This window comes from Streptomyces albidus (ex Kaewkla and Franco 2022) (assembly GCF_013870515.1).
GTDB lineage: Bacteria > Actinomycetota > Actinomycetes > Streptomycetales > Streptomycetaceae > Streptomyces > Streptomyces albidus.
In genome coordinates this window covers 1-14,391 of sequence record NZ_JACBXA010000032.1, presented here as the reverse complement: position 1 = coordinate 14,391, position 14,391 = coordinate 1, and the positions used below count along the sequence as shown (strand labels likewise).

Genomic DNA, 14,391 nt, shown 5'->3' with positions numbered 1-14,391 from the left:
GCCCCTGGAAGATCCCTCCGAGGGCCCCGTGGGTCCCGGCATGCGACGGCCGTGTTCACCTCCATGACACTTTTCCTGCACAACCGAGGCACGTGTGAGGTCAGTTCGTGCCGTGCCCGGGTTGCCTCGCGGCGGCGAGGACCGAAGTGGCCTCGCCGACCCTGGCCGCCGCCACTTCTGCTGCGGCATCGACGGCGTCGCCGGACGCGTCGGGCCCGGCCCCCGCCTCCGGGTACGCCTCCAGCACCCTCCGAGCCCGGCCGGCTGCGGCGTCCACCCGGCCGAGGTTCAACTCCAGCCAGGCGGCCATGAGTTCGGCGGACGTGCGGTCGTCCAGCGCCTCACGGCCGCAGCCCCTGAAGACGGTGACGGCACGGTCGGCGCAGGCCACGGCCTCCTGATAGGCGGCACGGTTGACGGCGTGCTGCTCGGGCGAACCGCTCTCCGCGTCCGGAGGCCCGTCGGTGGTCTCCAGAAGGAGTTCGGCTGTCTGGCAGTAGGTGTGGCCGAGTTCGAACTGGAGCAGCGTCCGCTGCTGCGCGTCCTGGCAGGTCTGCAGCCCGCTCTCGATCTCGCGCAGGGCGAGAGCCATCAACTCGACGGCTTTGGTCGCTGTCGTGGCGGCGGCCACGCCGACCGACACCTCGCCCTCGGAGGGAGGGGTGGAGATGGTGATCCACGCGCGTGAGCGCAGGGAGCGAACGAGTGCGGGCGTGTCACCGAGCGATCTCCACAGCTGCTCGGCCCGCTCGTACGCCTTGAGGGCCTCGTCGGCCGCGGAGGCCTGCTTCAGCGCATCGGCTGCGAGATGGGCGAGCATGGCGTGGTCGCGCTGGTCCTCCCAGCCCTCCGCGGTCTGCGCCGCCTTCATGAACTGCTCGGCGGCAGCACGGTCCTCGCCGGTGCCGGAGAGCGCCTCCCCCAGCCACCAGCGCGCCTGGACCACGTCGCCGTCCGCGTGCCCGGCCGTCAGGTCAGCCATGACCGACTCCAGCACTTCGGCTGCCTGTTCGTGCCGTCCGAGTGCCAAGTAGGCGCCGCCCAGCCGCAGTCGGGCGTACGCGCCGAGTCCTCCGGCGTCCCCGGCCGTATCGGCCCGGTGGGCTGCGTCCAGGAGGTGTGCGGCCTCCTCCTCAGCCAGGTCCTGGGCGGCGAAGGCGTCGGCGAGGGCGATGTGCAGATCGGCGGTCTCGGCTGCGGGCCTCACCAGTTCCCGCTGCGGATCCTTCAGCGCCCTCAGGAGCAGCGACGCGGCCTCACCGGCTTCACCTGACTGCAACAGCTGCTGCGCGAGAAGGAGTTCAGGGCCGGTGGCCTGCCACGGCCTGCCCGACTCGTGGTAGAGGCGGGCCGCCTCGGTGAACAGCTCGCCCGCTTCCGCGGGATTCCGCAGCGCTGCCGCGAGGCGGCCCTGCGACTCGGTCGCGTCGGCGATGCGGGCGAGCACGGCGGGTTCGGACCGGTGCGGCCAGGCGAAGGAGATCAAGTCCCTCAGTTCGGCGTCCAGTTCGTCGGCGGCGGCTCGGGGGTCCTGCGCCTCGTCCAGCAGCAGGAAACGCACGCGCGTACGGGAGAGCAGCACCGCTGTGGCGTGCTTGGTGCCCGCTCGGCGCGCGGAGTGCAGCGAGGCCGCCTCGCCGCACAGCGATTCGAGCCGCTCCAGGGCCTCTTCGGGCTGCCCGGCGAAGGCGGTCGCCAGGGCGGCGCGCGCACGGCAGGCCACCGCCTGTCCGCGGTCGCCCGCGGCGGCGAACAGCCCGGCGGCCTCTTCGAATCGCGCGGCGCCTGTGGCCGGGTCGGTGCGCGCGAGCCGCATCGCCCGGTGGTCGAGCAGTTCCGCGTGATCGAGGCCGTTCAAGGTGGTTCCGGCTCTGGTGAGGGCGTCCTCCAGCCGCTGCCACGCGTCGGCGGCGCCCGGGTGGCCGTCCTCGCTGAGCCGACGGGCCTCGGCCAGCAGCTCCCTCGTACCGCCGCCGGCACCGGAGGCGGGCTGACCGGATGCGGCCCCGGCGCTCTCCCCCAGTGACGAGCTGCGCAGCCCCAGCGGCAGCCGGTCCAGCAGGGGCAGGCTGCCCATGCGCGTACGGGCCTCGTCGCTCATCGCGGAGGTCCCGTTGCGCTTGTCGAACCGGCCGGCCACGACGAGGGTCTGGTCCGCCGCATGCTCCAGCAGCGTCACCGCCGTCCACTCACGCCCGGGCGGGCCGGGAACGCGCTGCTCCGCATGCCCGAGTTCGGTGAGCCGCCGCATCAGGAGGGCGACCGCGCCCATCCAGGCGAGATAGGTCCTCGGCGCACCGGACGGGTCCCAGTGGCCGCCCTGCTCGGCGAGGATCTCCAGGCCGCGCGGTTCGTTGCCGGTCAGGGCGCAGAACGTGACGTGGTCGGCGACCGAGTGGCGCATGCTCTGCTCGCCGCGCACCATGCGGTAGCCGCGCACATGGTGGTTGCGCGCCTCCTCCAGCCGTCCGAGCCGGGCCAGCGGCAGCAGGGACGAGGCCAGTACGGTGCCGGGCTCGTGCAGGCAGGTGTGCTCACCCTCCAGCACGGGCCGCCACAGCCGCAGGGCGTCCTCGTCGTCGCCGCGGTGGGCGAGCCAGGCGCCCTGCTGCTGGAGTTCGCACGCGTGGCAGTCGCTCATCTCGTCCCGGTCCGCGGCGAGCCAGGCGGCGTACGCCCGGTCGGCCCTCGGGATGTCGCCCAGCTCGCGGGCGATGGTGAACTCGCTCTGGTGCACGGCGCGTTCGGAGTGCCCCGCCAGCCGGTAGCGGTGCGCCATCTGCGTCTGCCACTCCTGCACGGACTCCAGGGAGATGTGCGGCTGGTCGAGCATGCCTCCGGCAACCCACTTGAAGATCCAGTGGAGTCGGTGGGTGGTCGACGCGTCGAAGTCACCGGGCTGCTCGTCCCACATGCGCAGCAGCCGCGCGAAGGGCACGAACGCCTTGTCCCGCTCCGAGCTGTAGTTGTACGCGGAGACGAGGCCGAGGAGGGCCTCGACGAGCAGACCCCGGTCAGCGGCCGCTTCGGCGCGGGTGACGAGCTCCTCGGCTCGCGCGTTGCGGGCCGGGCCCTCGGGCTCCTCGTCGTTCTCCGCCAGCGCTGTCCTGATCTGCTCGGCGGTCGGGGACGTCATCTGCCCTCCTGGGGCTCGGTCTTGGCGGCGGCTTGCGGTGCTGCACCGGGGCTGGGAGCGTCCTTCGTCGCGTCGTCAACGTGGACGGCGCGCTCCAGGAGGCCGAGGAAGGTGCGGTTGAGCAGTGCGGAGTCGGCGGGCCTCAGCGGGCGTTGCGCCATCAACAGCGCCTGCCCGTAGAGCGCTTCGAGGGCGGTGCCGGCCAGCCGCGCGTCATCGAGGGCGGCCATGCGCCGCACGAGGGGGTTGAGACGGTTGAGCACGAGCCGGGCGCGGGGTGCGCTGCCGCGCAGCGAACCGAGGATGCCCGCCCATAACCCGTCCGCCGCCTCCTGCTCCCTGGCGCGGGCCTGTTCGTGCCGAGTGAGGCGATCGTCCAGGTGCAGGGCCGGCACGGAGACGGGGTGGAAGGCACGCAGCACCGCGTCGCAGCCGAGCGGCTCCATCACGGCGCGCGCCGTCGTCAGGAACGGGGCGAGAGCAAGCTCTTCGTCCGGGTCGACGCCGTCGAGGTGAGCGGTGACCGTATCGGTGTCCAGCTCGGCGACCACCGCGCCGGGGAGGGCGCTCGGCAACTGCTCGATGAGCGAACTGTCGTAGGTGTAGCCGCCGTTGACGACACCGATGCCCTGTGCGGCGGCTATGGCCGACACCTGCCGGAACTCCTCGACGCCGCGCGTGAAGTGGACGACCGGGTGCCGGCGCGCGAACTCCTCCAAGGAGAGCTGGCCGTCGGTCGTCTCGAACGGCAGCCACGGCAGCATCAGCCGGAAGATGCCGGTGTCGTGCCGCGCCAGCGACTTCACGCCCAGGTGGTGGACGGAGAGGAACTGGGCGAGCCGTTCGCGTCCGTCCGATGCCAGTTCGGCGAGCCACTGGCGTATCCGCCCGCCCAGGGCCTCCCGCACGGCCTCGAGCGTCCCGTCGGTGTAGAGGTTCTCCCTCGAGGCGGTGGGGCGCAGCGAGTCGGTGTCGATGACGCAGCGCACGAAGAACGCCCAGTCGGGGAGCAGTTCATCGGCTCGCTCGGTCAGCAGCATGCCCTTGAGATGCACCCGGTGGGCACCGCGCTGTGCCGGGCTGACGGCACTGGGCAGCACGTAGGCGACTCCCCGGACGCCGGCCAGCGGCACGTCCAGGTCGATGACGTCCAGGGGCGTGAATCCGAACGTGTCGTGGCAGTACGCGCCCAGCGCCACCCGTCTCGCCTCAGGGCTGGGGTGGCTCCGCTCCCAGACCGGAGGCACGTCGGTGACCCGGGCATCGCCGACGCGCACGTCGTACGGCAGCAACGCGCCGAAGTGCCGGGCGAGTTCGGCGACCCGCTCCCCCGTCAGCCATTCCTCGCAGCCGTGGCGGGCCGTGAGGCTGACCGTGGTCCCGGGCTCCTCGCGCGCGTCCTCGGGCAGGGTGCGCAGCGTGTACGAGCCGTCGTCGCGGGCCCGCCATTCGACGGGCGGTGCCGCGGCGTCACGGGCGGAGCGAGAGACCACGCAGATCTCCTCGGCGACGACGAAGCAGGCGAGCAGGCCGATGCCGAACTGCCCCAGGAACTCTGCGCGTGCCGCTTCCAGCCCGCCGTGCTTGGAGCTGCGGCCGATGGTGGCGAGGAGCGAGTGCACCTCGCCTTCGGTGAGGCCGACGCCGGTGTCCTCCACGCGCAGGCCGCCCTCCTGCACGTACAGCCGCACGCTCGCCGGTGCGCCGGGCTCCTCGGCACGCCGCGCCGTGATCGCATCCACGCCGTTCTGAAGCAGCTCCCGGAGGTAGACCTTCGGGCTGGAGTAGAGGTGGTGCGAAAGGAGGTCGACCAGCCCCCGCAGGTCGACTTGGAAAGTGTGCGGTATCTGTCGGTCAGTCATTGCGGGAAATCCTATGGCGCCGCTCCGGGACCACACCACGCGGTTTGTCCGGAACTCTTTCTGCCTCTGCGGCGTCGGTGTTCACTGAGCCCAGTGTTCCCCGCTGCGCTCACCGAGGAGTTGCGTGCACCGCTCACCGGGCGGTGATACGTATCGGTCTGTTCGGTCCGTACCAGCCTGCTCCATCCGTCCGCGATCCAGGAGGCTCGTAAATGGCGCTCGAGGACCCCACCACCCCTTCCGCCGGAGGCGCACGGCCGGGGCGGCGCGCGATGCTGCGCGGCTCGCTGGCCGCTTCCGCCGCCCTCTCGCTCCCGGCCATGTCCTGCGCCGCCCCCGCCCAGGCGCTCCGGGGACGGCCGGAGGCGAAGTGGGGCGTGCAGGCAGGTGACGTGACGACGTCCTCGGGACTGGTGTGGGTGCGTTCGGACCGCCGCGCGCGGATGCTGGTGGAGACCTCCGCGACCGAGTCCTTCCGCAACGCGCGACGTTGGAAGGGCCCCGTCCTGGGGCCGGGCACGGACTACACCGGCATGACCTCCGTACGGGGGCTGCCCGCCGGTGAGCAGGTGCACTACCGGGTCACGCTGAGCGACCCCGACCACCCCCGCCGCAAGGGCGAGCCCGTCCACGGCACCTTCCGCACCGCCCCGGACAGACGCCGCCAGGACGTGCGGTTCCTGTGGTCGGGCGACCTGGCCGGGCAGGGCTGGGGCATCAACCCCGACCGCGGCGGCTACCCCATCTTCGAGGAGATGCGCCGGCTGGACCCGGACTTCTTCCTCAACAGCGGCGACACCATCTACGCCGACGGGCCGATCGTGGAGAAGGTGGAGCTGCCGGACGGCAAGATCTGGCGCAACGTCACCACCGAGGAGAAGTCCAAGGTCGCGGAGACGCTCGCCGAGTTCCGCGGCAACTTCCGCTACAACCTGCTGGACGAGAAGCTGCGCCGCTTCCAGGCTCAGGTGCCCTCCATCGTCCAGTGGGACGACCACGAGGTGCTCAACAACTGGTATCCGGGCGAGATCCTGGACGACGACCGCTACACCGTCAAAGACGTCGACACCCTCGCGGCGCGGTCGCTGCGCGCCTTCAGCGAGTACCACCCGCTGACGACGCTCCCGCCCAAGGACGAGGATGGGCGCGTCTACAGGGTCGTGCACCACGGCCCCCTGCTGGACGTCTTCGTCCTCGACATGCGCGCGTACCGCACCGCCAACTCCCCCGGAAAGCAGGAGGACGACACCCAGGGCATCCTCGGGGCGGCCCAACTGAAGTGGCTGAAGAAGGAGTTGTCGCGTTCGCGGGCGGTGTGGAAGGTCATCGCGTCCGACATGCCACTGGGCCTGGTCGTCCCGGACGGCAAGACCGACTTCGAGGGCGTGGCGCAGGGCGATCCCGGCAAGCCCCTCGGGCGGGAACTCCAACTGGCCGAACTCCTGCGGCACATCAAGCGGCAGCGCATCACCGGCACCGTGTGGTTCACCACCGACGTGCACTACACCAGCGCCCAGCACTACGAGCCCTCGGAGGCGGCGTTCAAGGACTTCGAACCCTTCTGGGAGTTCGTGTCGGGGCCGCTGAACGCAGGCGGCTTCCCCGCTCTGAAACTCGACGGCACTTTCGGACCCCGGCAGTCGTTCATCAAGGCGCCGACGAAGGTGAACGTGCCGCCCAGCGAGGGCGGTCAGTACTTCGGCCAGGTCGACATCGACGGCGAGAGCGGCGAGATGACCGTACGGCTGCGTGAGGAGGGCGGCGCGGTGCTCCACACCAAGGTGCTGCAACCGGGCCGGGTCGGCCAGTGAGCCGATGACCGAGGGCACGTCCCTGAACTATCCCGGCGTCGGCGCCACCCGAGAGGGCGCCGCGGCCTGGCCCTCCGGCTTCCGCAAATTGGAGGTCCGCACCCGGGTGGGCCACGGCGACGCCGACTTCGCCGTGGCCGCCGGCGCCGTCTCCCGCTGGGGCATGCACAGGGCGGCGGGAGTCCGCTTCGACACGGACGCCCGGGAGGCGGCACCGGGCGTCGACGTGATGGTCGGCCTCGGCGTCGGGCCCCTGCGCCTCCACGCGCCGTGCCGGGTCGTGTGGACCGCGCAGGAGAAGCTTCGCGCCGGGTGGGCCTACGGGACGCTGCCCGGTCATCCGGTGCGCGGCGAGGAGGCGTTCGTCGTCATCCAGGACGACGACGGCACCGTCTGGCTGGAGGTGCGTGCGTTCAGCATGCCCGTGACGTGGCCGACAAGAGCCGCGGGCCCGCTGCTGCCCGTGTTCCAGCGCTGGTACGCCCGCAGGTGCGGGCGGGTGCTGCGGCGGCTCGTAGACCGGGGAGGAACAGGCGGAGGGGAAACGGGAGATGGACGACCCTGACGAGAAGCGCGAGGACAAACAGGGCGCTAAGCAGGCAGAAGCATCCTTAACTCATCGGTCACAACATGTTCTTGATCAGGCAACGCCCGTGGGTGAGGGTGAAGTCATGACTGACATGTCACAGAACGAGCGGGCTTCGAGGTTCGGCATGCTGCGCCTGGTCAAGGGCGGCGTGCAGGACTACTGGAGCCGGCTCAACCGACGCCACTCCCCTGCGCCGCCCCTGACCGAGGCCGGCGCCGCCGCGGCGGTGGACTCCTCGATGGCCGGGGCGACATCGCTGTGGCAGATGCGCACGACGGTGCGCGAGCAGCCGGGGGCGCTCGCGGCGCTGTGCACGGCGCTGGCGCGGGAGCGGATCGACATCGTGTCGTTGCAGACCCATCCCCTCGGGCTCCGCCCTGGGGAGACCCCAAGCCTAGGCCTTCGGCCTGGGGACGCGTCAGGTCTCGGGCTTCGGCCCGGGGAGACACCGAACCTCGGGCTCCGCCCTGGGGAGACCCCACGCCTCGGGCTCCGGCCTGGGGACGCGTCGAGTCTCGGGGTTGGGCCCGGCGGGGTGACTGGTCGTGAGGGGCGGGGCGAGGCTCCGGGGTCCAGCGGGGCGGACGGGGAACCTGAGGGCGGCCAGGACGGCCTGTACGGCGCCGAGTTGACCGTCGACGAGTTCGTCCTCCGCGCGCCACGCGAGCTGGAATCAGCCGATCTCGTCCGGCTCGTCTCCAACGCGGGCGGTTCTCACACCTGGGTGGAGCGGGCCGACGCGCACGACCTCGTCGACACTCCGACCCGCGTGCTGCACCTCGCTGCCCGCACCGCTCTCGACACGGCCGAACTGCCCCTCGCCCTGCGCCAGTTGCTCGGCCGGTGCACGATCCGCTCCATCCCGCCGGTCTCCCCCGTCTCGGGCACGCCGGCACCGCAGGTTATTCCTGAGGGGACGTGCGAGGAGACCGAACTGCGCCTTCCCGACCCGGCAGGCGGCGTGCTGGTCATCGAGCGCCCCCATCTGCCCTTCACGCCGACGGAGTTCGCGCGCGCCAGGGCACTCGTGGAGCTGGACAGACGGCTGGGCGCCGGCGCCCGCGTACCGCACTCGCCGGACACGCTGACGCTTCCCGAGGGCCAGCCGATCACCGTGCGACGCGCGGACGCCCGGGACGCCCCGGCCGCCCTCAAGATGCACGACCGCTGCTCTGAGCGCACGCTCTCGCAGCGCTACCACGGCCCGGTCGGCGACGCCGACCGGTACATCGGGCATCTCCTCTCCCCCCGCTTCGGGCGGACCCTCGCGGTGGAGACCGCCACCGGCAAGCTCGTGGCGCTGGGGCATCTGCTGTGGGACGGGGACGAGACCGAGGTGGCCCTCCTCGTCGAGGACACCTGGCAGCACCGGGGCATCGGAGGCGAACTGCTGCGCCGCCTGGCCGGGTTGGCGCGCGAAGCTGGCGCCGAGAGCATCTACGCCGTCACGCAGGCGTCCAACACCACGATGGTCGCGGCGATGCGCGGGCTCTCTCTGCCGCTCGACTTCCAGGTCGAGGAGGGCACGCTCGTCGTCACCGCGCAGCTGGCTGGTGCTTCCGCTCCCACTCCGGTCGCTGCGTGCGTACCGGCGGACCGGCAGGACTGAACGCCAACGCGCGGTCCAGGTCGTGCCACAGGTCCTCGACGTCCTCCAGACCGACCGACATCCGCAGCAGCTTCTCGCCGATGCCGCCGCTGCGGCGGTCCTCCTCGGGGACGATCCGGTGGCTGATCGAGGCCGGATGCTGGATGAGGGTGTCGACGCTGCCGAGGCTGACCGCCGGGGTGATCAGCCGCACTCCGGCGGTCACCGCGTGCGGGTCGCCTTCGACCTCGAAGGCGACCATGGCACCGCCGAGCCGCGGGTAGTGCACGCGTGAGACGCGCGGGTCGTCCGCGAGGCGCCGGGCGAGTTCGGCGGCGGTCTGCGACTGCGCCCGTACGCGCACCGGCAGGGTCGCCAGCCCGCGCAGCAGCAGATAGCCCGCCAGCGGGTGCAGCACACCTCCGGTCGCGAACCTCACCTGCCGCAGCCGGCGCGCGAACTCCTCGTCGCAGGCGACGATTCCGCCGAGTACGTCACCGTGGCCGCCCAGGAACTTGGTGGCGCTGTGCAGGACGAGACGGGCACCGTGCTCATGAGGGCGCTGCAGCACGGGAGTTGCGAAGGTGTTGTCCACGAGCAGCGGCACGGAGCCGCACGAGTGCGCGAGGGCGGCCAGGTCCACTTCGGCGAGCGTCGGGTTGGCGGGTGTCTCGACCATCACCAGTCCGGTGTCGGGGCGGATGGCGTCGGTGATTCCGGCGGGATCGGTCCAGGTGACCTCGGTCCCGAGCAGCCCGCCCTGGAGCAGGTGGTCGCTGCATCCGTAGAGCGGGCGTACGGCCACCACGTGACGCAGCCCCGCCGCGACCCGTACCAGCACCGTCGCGGTCAACGCCGCCATGCCGCTGGCGAAGGCCACGGCCGCCTCGGTTCCTTCGAGCCGGGCGAGGGCGTCCTCGAACCGGGCGACGGTCGGGTTGTCCAGACGGCCGTACACGGGCGGGCCGTCGACGCGCGCACCGGTGGCGGCGAACTCGTCGATGCGTGCGGCCTCGGCGCGGGTGTCGTGCGCGGGATAGGTCGTAGACAGATCGAGTGGCGCGGCGTGCAGGCCGAGAGCGGCGAGGTCTTCACGTCCGGCGTGCACGGCCTCCGTGGCGAGCGACCGGAACGGGGCCGCTGTCTGCGTGTTCTCCATGCCCGGGAGTCTGAACAACGACCGGGATCAGGTGCGGAACACCCGTGCTACGTTCGGCGGATGACTGAATCCGTCGCACTCGATCCGGTCGATCTGGAGATCCTGCGACTCCTGCAGAACGACGCCCGGATGACGTACCGGGATCTTGCCACGGCCGTGGGTGTCGCGCCTTCCACGTGTCTCGACCGGGTCGCACGACTGCGCCGCAGCGGAGTCATCCTCGGTCAGGAGCTGCGGCTGGACGCGGCCAGGCTCGGCAGGCCGCTGGAGGCACTGCTGTCGGTGCAGGTACGGCCGCACAGACGGGAGCTGGTCGGCCCCTTCGTCGAGCGGATCCGGGCGCTGCCCGAGTCCCGTGCGATGTTCCATCTGGCGGGTCCCGAGGACTACTTGGTGCATGTCGCCGTGACCGGCACGGGTGATCTTCAGCGGCTCGTGCTGGACGAGTTCACGTCACGCAAGGAAGTGGCGCGGGTCGAGACACGGCTGATCTTCCAGCGCTGGGAGTGCGGGCCGCTCCTGCCGCCCGGCTGATGCTGGTGACGAAGAGGCCCTGCTCGTACCAGGATGTACGCATGTCCGATGCGATGAACACCACCCCCCTGCCGCGACAGGTCGCCGACGCCTACGTCGACGCCCTCGTCCAACTCGACCCGATCGCCGGTACGTACCTGGGAGTACGCGAAAGCCACAGCCTCCTGCCCGACTTCTCGCCCCCCGGGCAGGAAGCTCTCGCCGAACTGAGCCGCACATCCCTGCGGCAGCTCTCCGAGGCCGAGTCACGGCCCGGCGCCGACAGCGACGCGGAGCGACGCTGCGCACGGCTTCTGCGCGAGAGGCTCACGGCGGAACTGGCCGTGCACGAGGCCGAGGAGGGGCTGCGAGCGGTGAGCAACCTCCACTCCCCCGTGCACTCGGTGCGCGGTGTCTTCACCGTCATGCCGTCCGAGACACTGGAGGACTGGACCTCCGTCGCGCAGCGCCTGCGCGCGGTGCCCGACGCGCTGGAGGGTTACCGCCAGTCGCTGGAGGCCGGCCTGGCCAAGGGCCTGTACGCCGGCCCGCGCCAGGTCTCCACCGTCATCGGGCAGCTCGGCGAATGGAGCGGCGAGGACGAGAACGGGCGGGCGTGGTTCGGTGCCTTCGCCGCCGAAGGCCCCGAGGCGCTGCACGAGGTGCTCAGTGCCGCCGCGACGGACGCCGACGCCGCCATCGTCTCGCTGCGGGACTGGCTGCGCGATGTGTACGCACCGGCCGCGGAGGGTGCCGACGAGATCGTCGGACGTGAGCGGTACGCCCTGTGGTCCCGCTACTGGAACGGCACCGATCTGGACCTGGACGAGGCCTACGCGTACGGCTGGTCCGAATTCCACCGCCTGCTCGAGGAGATGCGCACGGAGGCGGAGAAGATCCTTCCGGGCGCGTCCACCCCGTGGGAGGCGCTGAGCCACCTCGACACCGAGGGTGAGGCCGTCGAGGGCGTCGACGAGGTGCGTGACTGGCTCCAGGGCCTCATGGACGAGGCCATCGAGAAGCTGGACGGTACGCACTTCGATCTGGCGGAGAAGGTCAAGCGCGTCGAGTCGAGGATCGCTCCCCCGGGCAGCGCGGCGGCGCCGTACTACACGCAGCCCTCACTCGACTTCTCCCGCCCCGGCCGCACCTGGCTGCCGACGATGGGCGAGACGCGGTTCCCGGTCTACGACCTCGTCTCGACCTGGTACCACGAGGGTGTGCCCGGCCATCACCTCCAGCTGGCTCAATGGGTCCACGTCGCCGACCAGTTGTCGCGCTACCAGACGACGGTCGGCATGGTCAGCGCCAACGCCGAGGGCTGGGCCCTGTACGCCGAGCGGCTGATGGACGAGCTGGGCTTCCTGGCCGACGCCGAGCAGCGGCTGGGTTATCTGGACGCGCAGATGATGCGCTCCACACGGGTCATCGTGGACATCGGCATGCATCTGGAGCTGCGCATCCCTGACGACTCCCCGTTCCACCCCGGTGAGCGCTGGACGCCCGAGCTGGCACAGGAGTTCTTCGGCATGCACAGCGGCCGTCCGGCCGACTTCGTCGAGAGCGAGCTGGTGCGCTATCTCGGCATGCCGGGACAGGCGATCGGATACAAGCTGGGCGAGCGCGCCTGGCTCGCGGGCCGCGATGCGGCACGAAAGGCGCGCGGCGACGACTTCGACCTGAAGCAGTGGCACATGGCGGCGCTCTCGCAGGGTTCCCTGGGACTGGACGACCTGGTGGCGGAGCTGTCCGCGCTGTGACGCGGAACTGACCGACGATTCGTCGACGGGTCGACTTCTCGAGAAATCGGCCCGTCGACGTACCGGTTCATTGACCGGTGGCATCGCTCAACGGCCGAAGCCGTTCTCGGAGTTGATCACCTCGCCGGTGATCCACGCGGCCTCGTCCGTGGTGAGCCACGTGACCAGGCGCGCCGGCACGTCGGGGGTCGCCCACTCGCCCCCCGGGAAGAGCTCCGCGACCGCCGCATGGTCCTCGCCGTTCCGGTAACCGGTGTCCACGGGGCCGGGATTGACGGCATTCACCGTGAAGTGAGGCGCCAGCGCGGTGGAGAGCGTGAGCACCGAGGAGGCGAGGGCACCCTTGGCGAGGGCGTAGCACAGCTCCCCGGGCATGCCACCGCGTACGTCCTGGCCGGAGGTCATCACCACGACCCGGCCCGTCGGTGCGTCCTCCGGACGGGGCTGGCGGGCGAGTGCCTGGATCAGCAGGATCACCGAGCGGGTGTTCACTGCCCAGTGGGCGTCGAGCATGGAGGCGTCGACCGATTCCAGCGGTCCGTCGCCTCCGCTGAGCGCGTGGTTGGCGACGAGGATGTCGAGCCGGTCGCTCCCGAGAGCCTCGGTCGCCTCCTCGATCAGACGTGCCGGGGCGCCGGGCCCCGTCAGGTCGGCGGGACCGTGTGCGACGGTCGCGCCCGGCGCCGCGGTCTCCCGCACGCTGTCGGCGAGCGCTTCCGGGCCCTCCGGGTCGGCTCCCCAGGGCTGTTCGCGGTCGTGGGGCCGGTGGTGGTGGAGATACACGTGCGCTCCGTAGGCGGCCAGGCGTCGTGCGACGGCATGGCCGATCCCGGTGCGGCGGCTCGCCCCGGTGACGAGTGCGGTGCGGCCGCGCAGCGGAAGGGGGTCGCGGTGCGGAGAGTCGGGAGTCATGACGGACACCCTGGTACGGGCGCGGAACGGCCGTCACATGGTTTTTGCGCCGGCCGCAGGACCGTCGGCCCCCAGCTGATGGGCCCTGCGCCAGCTCCGGCGTGCGGCGTCCGGTGCATGGCCTTGGACGTTCGGGGTGCGACGGTCAGCCGTCCACGGGTGCCGTGCGGTGGTGAATCGACGAACCCTGCCGGGACTTGGCGATCTCCAGCTGCACCGGGATGCGCTGCCTGAGGTCGGCGACGTGACTGACGATGCCCACGCAGCGGTCCCGCTCGCGCAGGGAGTCCAGGACGTCGAGGATCTCGTCCAGGGTCTGTTCGTCCAGGCTGCCGAAGCCCTCGTCGATGAAGAGCGTCTCCAGGCGGGTGCCGCCCGCCTCGTCGGTGACCACGTCGGCCAGCCCCAGCGCCAGGGCGAGGGACGCGGAGAAGGTCTCGCCGCCGGAGAGGGTGGCGGTGTCGCGCTCGGCTCCCGTCCACGCGTCGATCACGTGCAGGCCGAGGCCCGAACGCCCGCGCCCGTTCGCGCGCACGTCGGAGTGGACCAGGCTGTAGCGGCCGGCGGACATCCGGGCGAGCCTGGCGCTCGCCGCCGAGGCGACCTGCTCCAGCCGGGCGGCGAGCACGTAGGACTCGAGACGCATGCGCCGTTCGTTCTCCGCGGAGGTGCCGGCCGCCAGCCCGGCGAGGCGTGCCACTCTCTCGTGGTTCTCGCGCAGCGGGGCGAGTTCGCGTGCGTCCGTGACCGCCTGCCGGGTGAGCCGGTCCAGCTCGGTGCAGCGCGTTCGTGCGGCGTCCTCTGCGGCGGACGTCTCCCGCAGCCGTCGCGTGGCTTCGTCGGTGGCGCGCTGCGCGGCGTCGGCGTCGGCCTCCGGGAGGGCTACCGCAGCGATCAGCTCGGGAGCCTCCAGTTCGGCGGCGACGGCGGCCTCCTCCGTCCGCCACGCCTCGAGGCGCTCCTGGAGTTGCCGCTGTTCGGCCTCGCCGAGCACGGCTTCCGCCGCGGCACGGGAGCTCTCGAAGCGGGCCCGGCCGGCGGCGTCGGCGAGCTGCGCTTCA

Annotated in this window: 10 protein-coding genes; 5 read left to right on the top strand and 5 right to left on the bottom strand. The window is 71.6% G+C overall.

Annotated features, from left to right (window positions below):
• Positions 1-100: 100 nt before the first annotated feature.
• Both H5J26_RS08220 and H5J26_RS08215 read right to left on the bottom strand, forming a co-directional pair.
• Positions 101-3,136, bottom strand: coding sequence for a tetratricopeptide repeat protein (locus tag H5J26_RS08220; protein WP_181765068.1), 3,036 nt, complete (start codon positions 3,134-3,136; stop codon positions 101-103).
• Positions 3,133-4,998, bottom strand: coding sequence for an HSP90 family protein (locus H5J26_RS08215; protein ID WP_181765067.1), 1,866 nt, complete (start codon positions 4,996-4,998; stop codon positions 3,133-3,135). The genes H5J26_RS08220 and H5J26_RS08215 overlap by 4 nt, the downstream gene beginning before the upstream one ends.
• A gap of 212 nt (positions 4,999-5,210) precedes the next feature.
• On the opposite strand from H5J26_RS08215, the gene H5J26_RS08210 reads away from it, so the two are divergent.
• The 3 genes from H5J26_RS08210 to H5J26_RS08200 all read left to right on the top strand — a co-directional run bounded on the left by H5J26_RS08210 (position 5,211) and on the right by H5J26_RS08200 (position 9,007).
• On the top strand, positions 5,211-6,809 hold the full coding sequence (locus tag H5J26_RS08210) for an alkaline phosphatase D family protein (protein WP_181765066.1): 1,599 nt from the start codon (positions 5,211-5,213) through the stop codon (positions 6,807-6,809).
• 4 nt (positions 6,810-6,813) lie between these two features.
• Positions 6,814-7,374 (top strand): DUF1990 family protein, encoded by a 561-nt coding sequence (locus H5J26_RS08205; RefSeq protein ID WP_181765065.1) that lies wholly within the window; start codon positions 6,814-6,816, stop codon positions 7,372-7,374.
• Between the two features lie 106 nt (positions 7,375-7,480).
• Complete coding sequence (locus H5J26_RS08200; RefSeq protein ID WP_419183767.1) at positions 7,481-9,007, top strand: N-acetyltransferase family protein; 1,527 nt, start codon at positions 7,481-7,483, stop codon at positions 9,005-9,007.
• Here the strand turns inward: H5J26_RS08200 and H5J26_RS08195 are convergent.
• Entirely contained in the window at positions 8,934-10,145 is a 1,212-nt protein-coding gene (locus H5J26_RS08195; RefSeq protein ID WP_181765064.1) for a trans-sulfuration enzyme family protein, read from the bottom strand. The genes H5J26_RS08200 and H5J26_RS08195 overlap by 74 nt on opposite strands.
• Before the next feature lie 60 nt (positions 10,146-10,205).
• Here H5J26_RS08195 and H5J26_RS08190 point away from each other — a divergent pair, with 60 nt between their 5' ends.
• Both H5J26_RS08190 and H5J26_RS08185 read left to right on the top strand, forming a co-directional pair.
• A complete protein-coding gene (locus tag H5J26_RS08190) occupies positions 10,206-10,679 on the top strand; it encodes an Lrp/AsnC family transcriptional regulator (RefSeq protein ID WP_181765063.1) in 474 nt (157 codons plus the stop codon).
• Positions 10,680-10,720: 41 nt separating this feature from the next.
• Positions 10,721-12,418 carry a DUF885 domain-containing protein gene (locus H5J26_RS08185; RefSeq protein WP_181765062.1) on the top strand — a complete coding sequence of 566 codons (1,698 nt, stop codon included), beginning with the start codon at positions 10,721-10,723 and terminating at the stop codon, positions 12,416-12,418.
• Positions 12,419-12,505: 87 nt separating this feature from the next.
• On the opposite strand, the gene H5J26_RS08180 is transcribed toward H5J26_RS08185, so the two are convergent.
• A complete protein-coding gene (locus H5J26_RS08180; protein ID WP_181765061.1) occupies positions 12,506-13,330 on the bottom strand; it encodes an SDR family oxidoreductase in 825 nt (274 codons plus the stop codon).
• A gap of 145 nt (positions 13,331-13,475) precedes the next feature.
• On the bottom strand, positions 13,476-14,391 hold a 916-nt coding region (locus tag H5J26_RS08175), incomplete at its 5' end, for an SbcC/MukB-like Walker B domain-containing protein (protein WP_268933036.1).

Bases quoted from the DNA above. Each gene is read 5' to 3' on its own strand.
- H5J26_RS08195 (WP_181765064.1), bottom strand. From the start codon at position 10,145: ATGGAGAACACGCAGACAGCGGCCCCGTTCCGGTCGCTCGCCACGGAG.
- H5J26_RS08190 (WP_181765063.1), top strand. From the start codon at position 10,206: ATGACTGAATCCGTCGCACTCGATCCGGTCGATCTGGAGATCCTGCGA.
- H5J26_RS08215 (WP_181765067.1), bottom strand. From the start codon at position 4,998: ATGACTGACCGACAGATACCGCACACTTTCCAAGTCGACCTGCGGGGG.
- H5J26_RS08200 (WP_419183767.1), top strand. From the start codon at position 7,481: ATGACTGACATGTCACAGAACGAGCGGGCTTCGAGGTTCGGCATGCTG.
- H5J26_RS08180 (WP_181765061.1), bottom strand. From the start codon at position 13,330: ATGACTCCCGACTCTCCGCACCGCGACCCCCTTCCGCTGCGCGGCCGC.
- H5J26_RS08185 (WP_181765062.1), top strand. From the start codon at position 10,721: ATGTCCGATGCGATGAACACCACCCCCCTGCCGCGACAGGTCGCCGAC.
- H5J26_RS08205 (WP_181765065.1), top strand. From the start codon at position 6,814: ATGACCGAGGGCACGTCCCTGAACTATCCCGGCGTCGGCGCCACCCGA.
- H5J26_RS08220 (WP_181765068.1), bottom strand. From the start codon at position 3,136: ATGACGTCCCCGACCGCCGAGCAGATCAGGACAGCGCTGGCGGAGAAC.
- H5J26_RS08210 (WP_181765066.1), top strand. From the start codon at position 5,211: ATGGCGCTCGAGGACCCCACCACCCCTTCCGCCGGAGGCGCACGGCCG.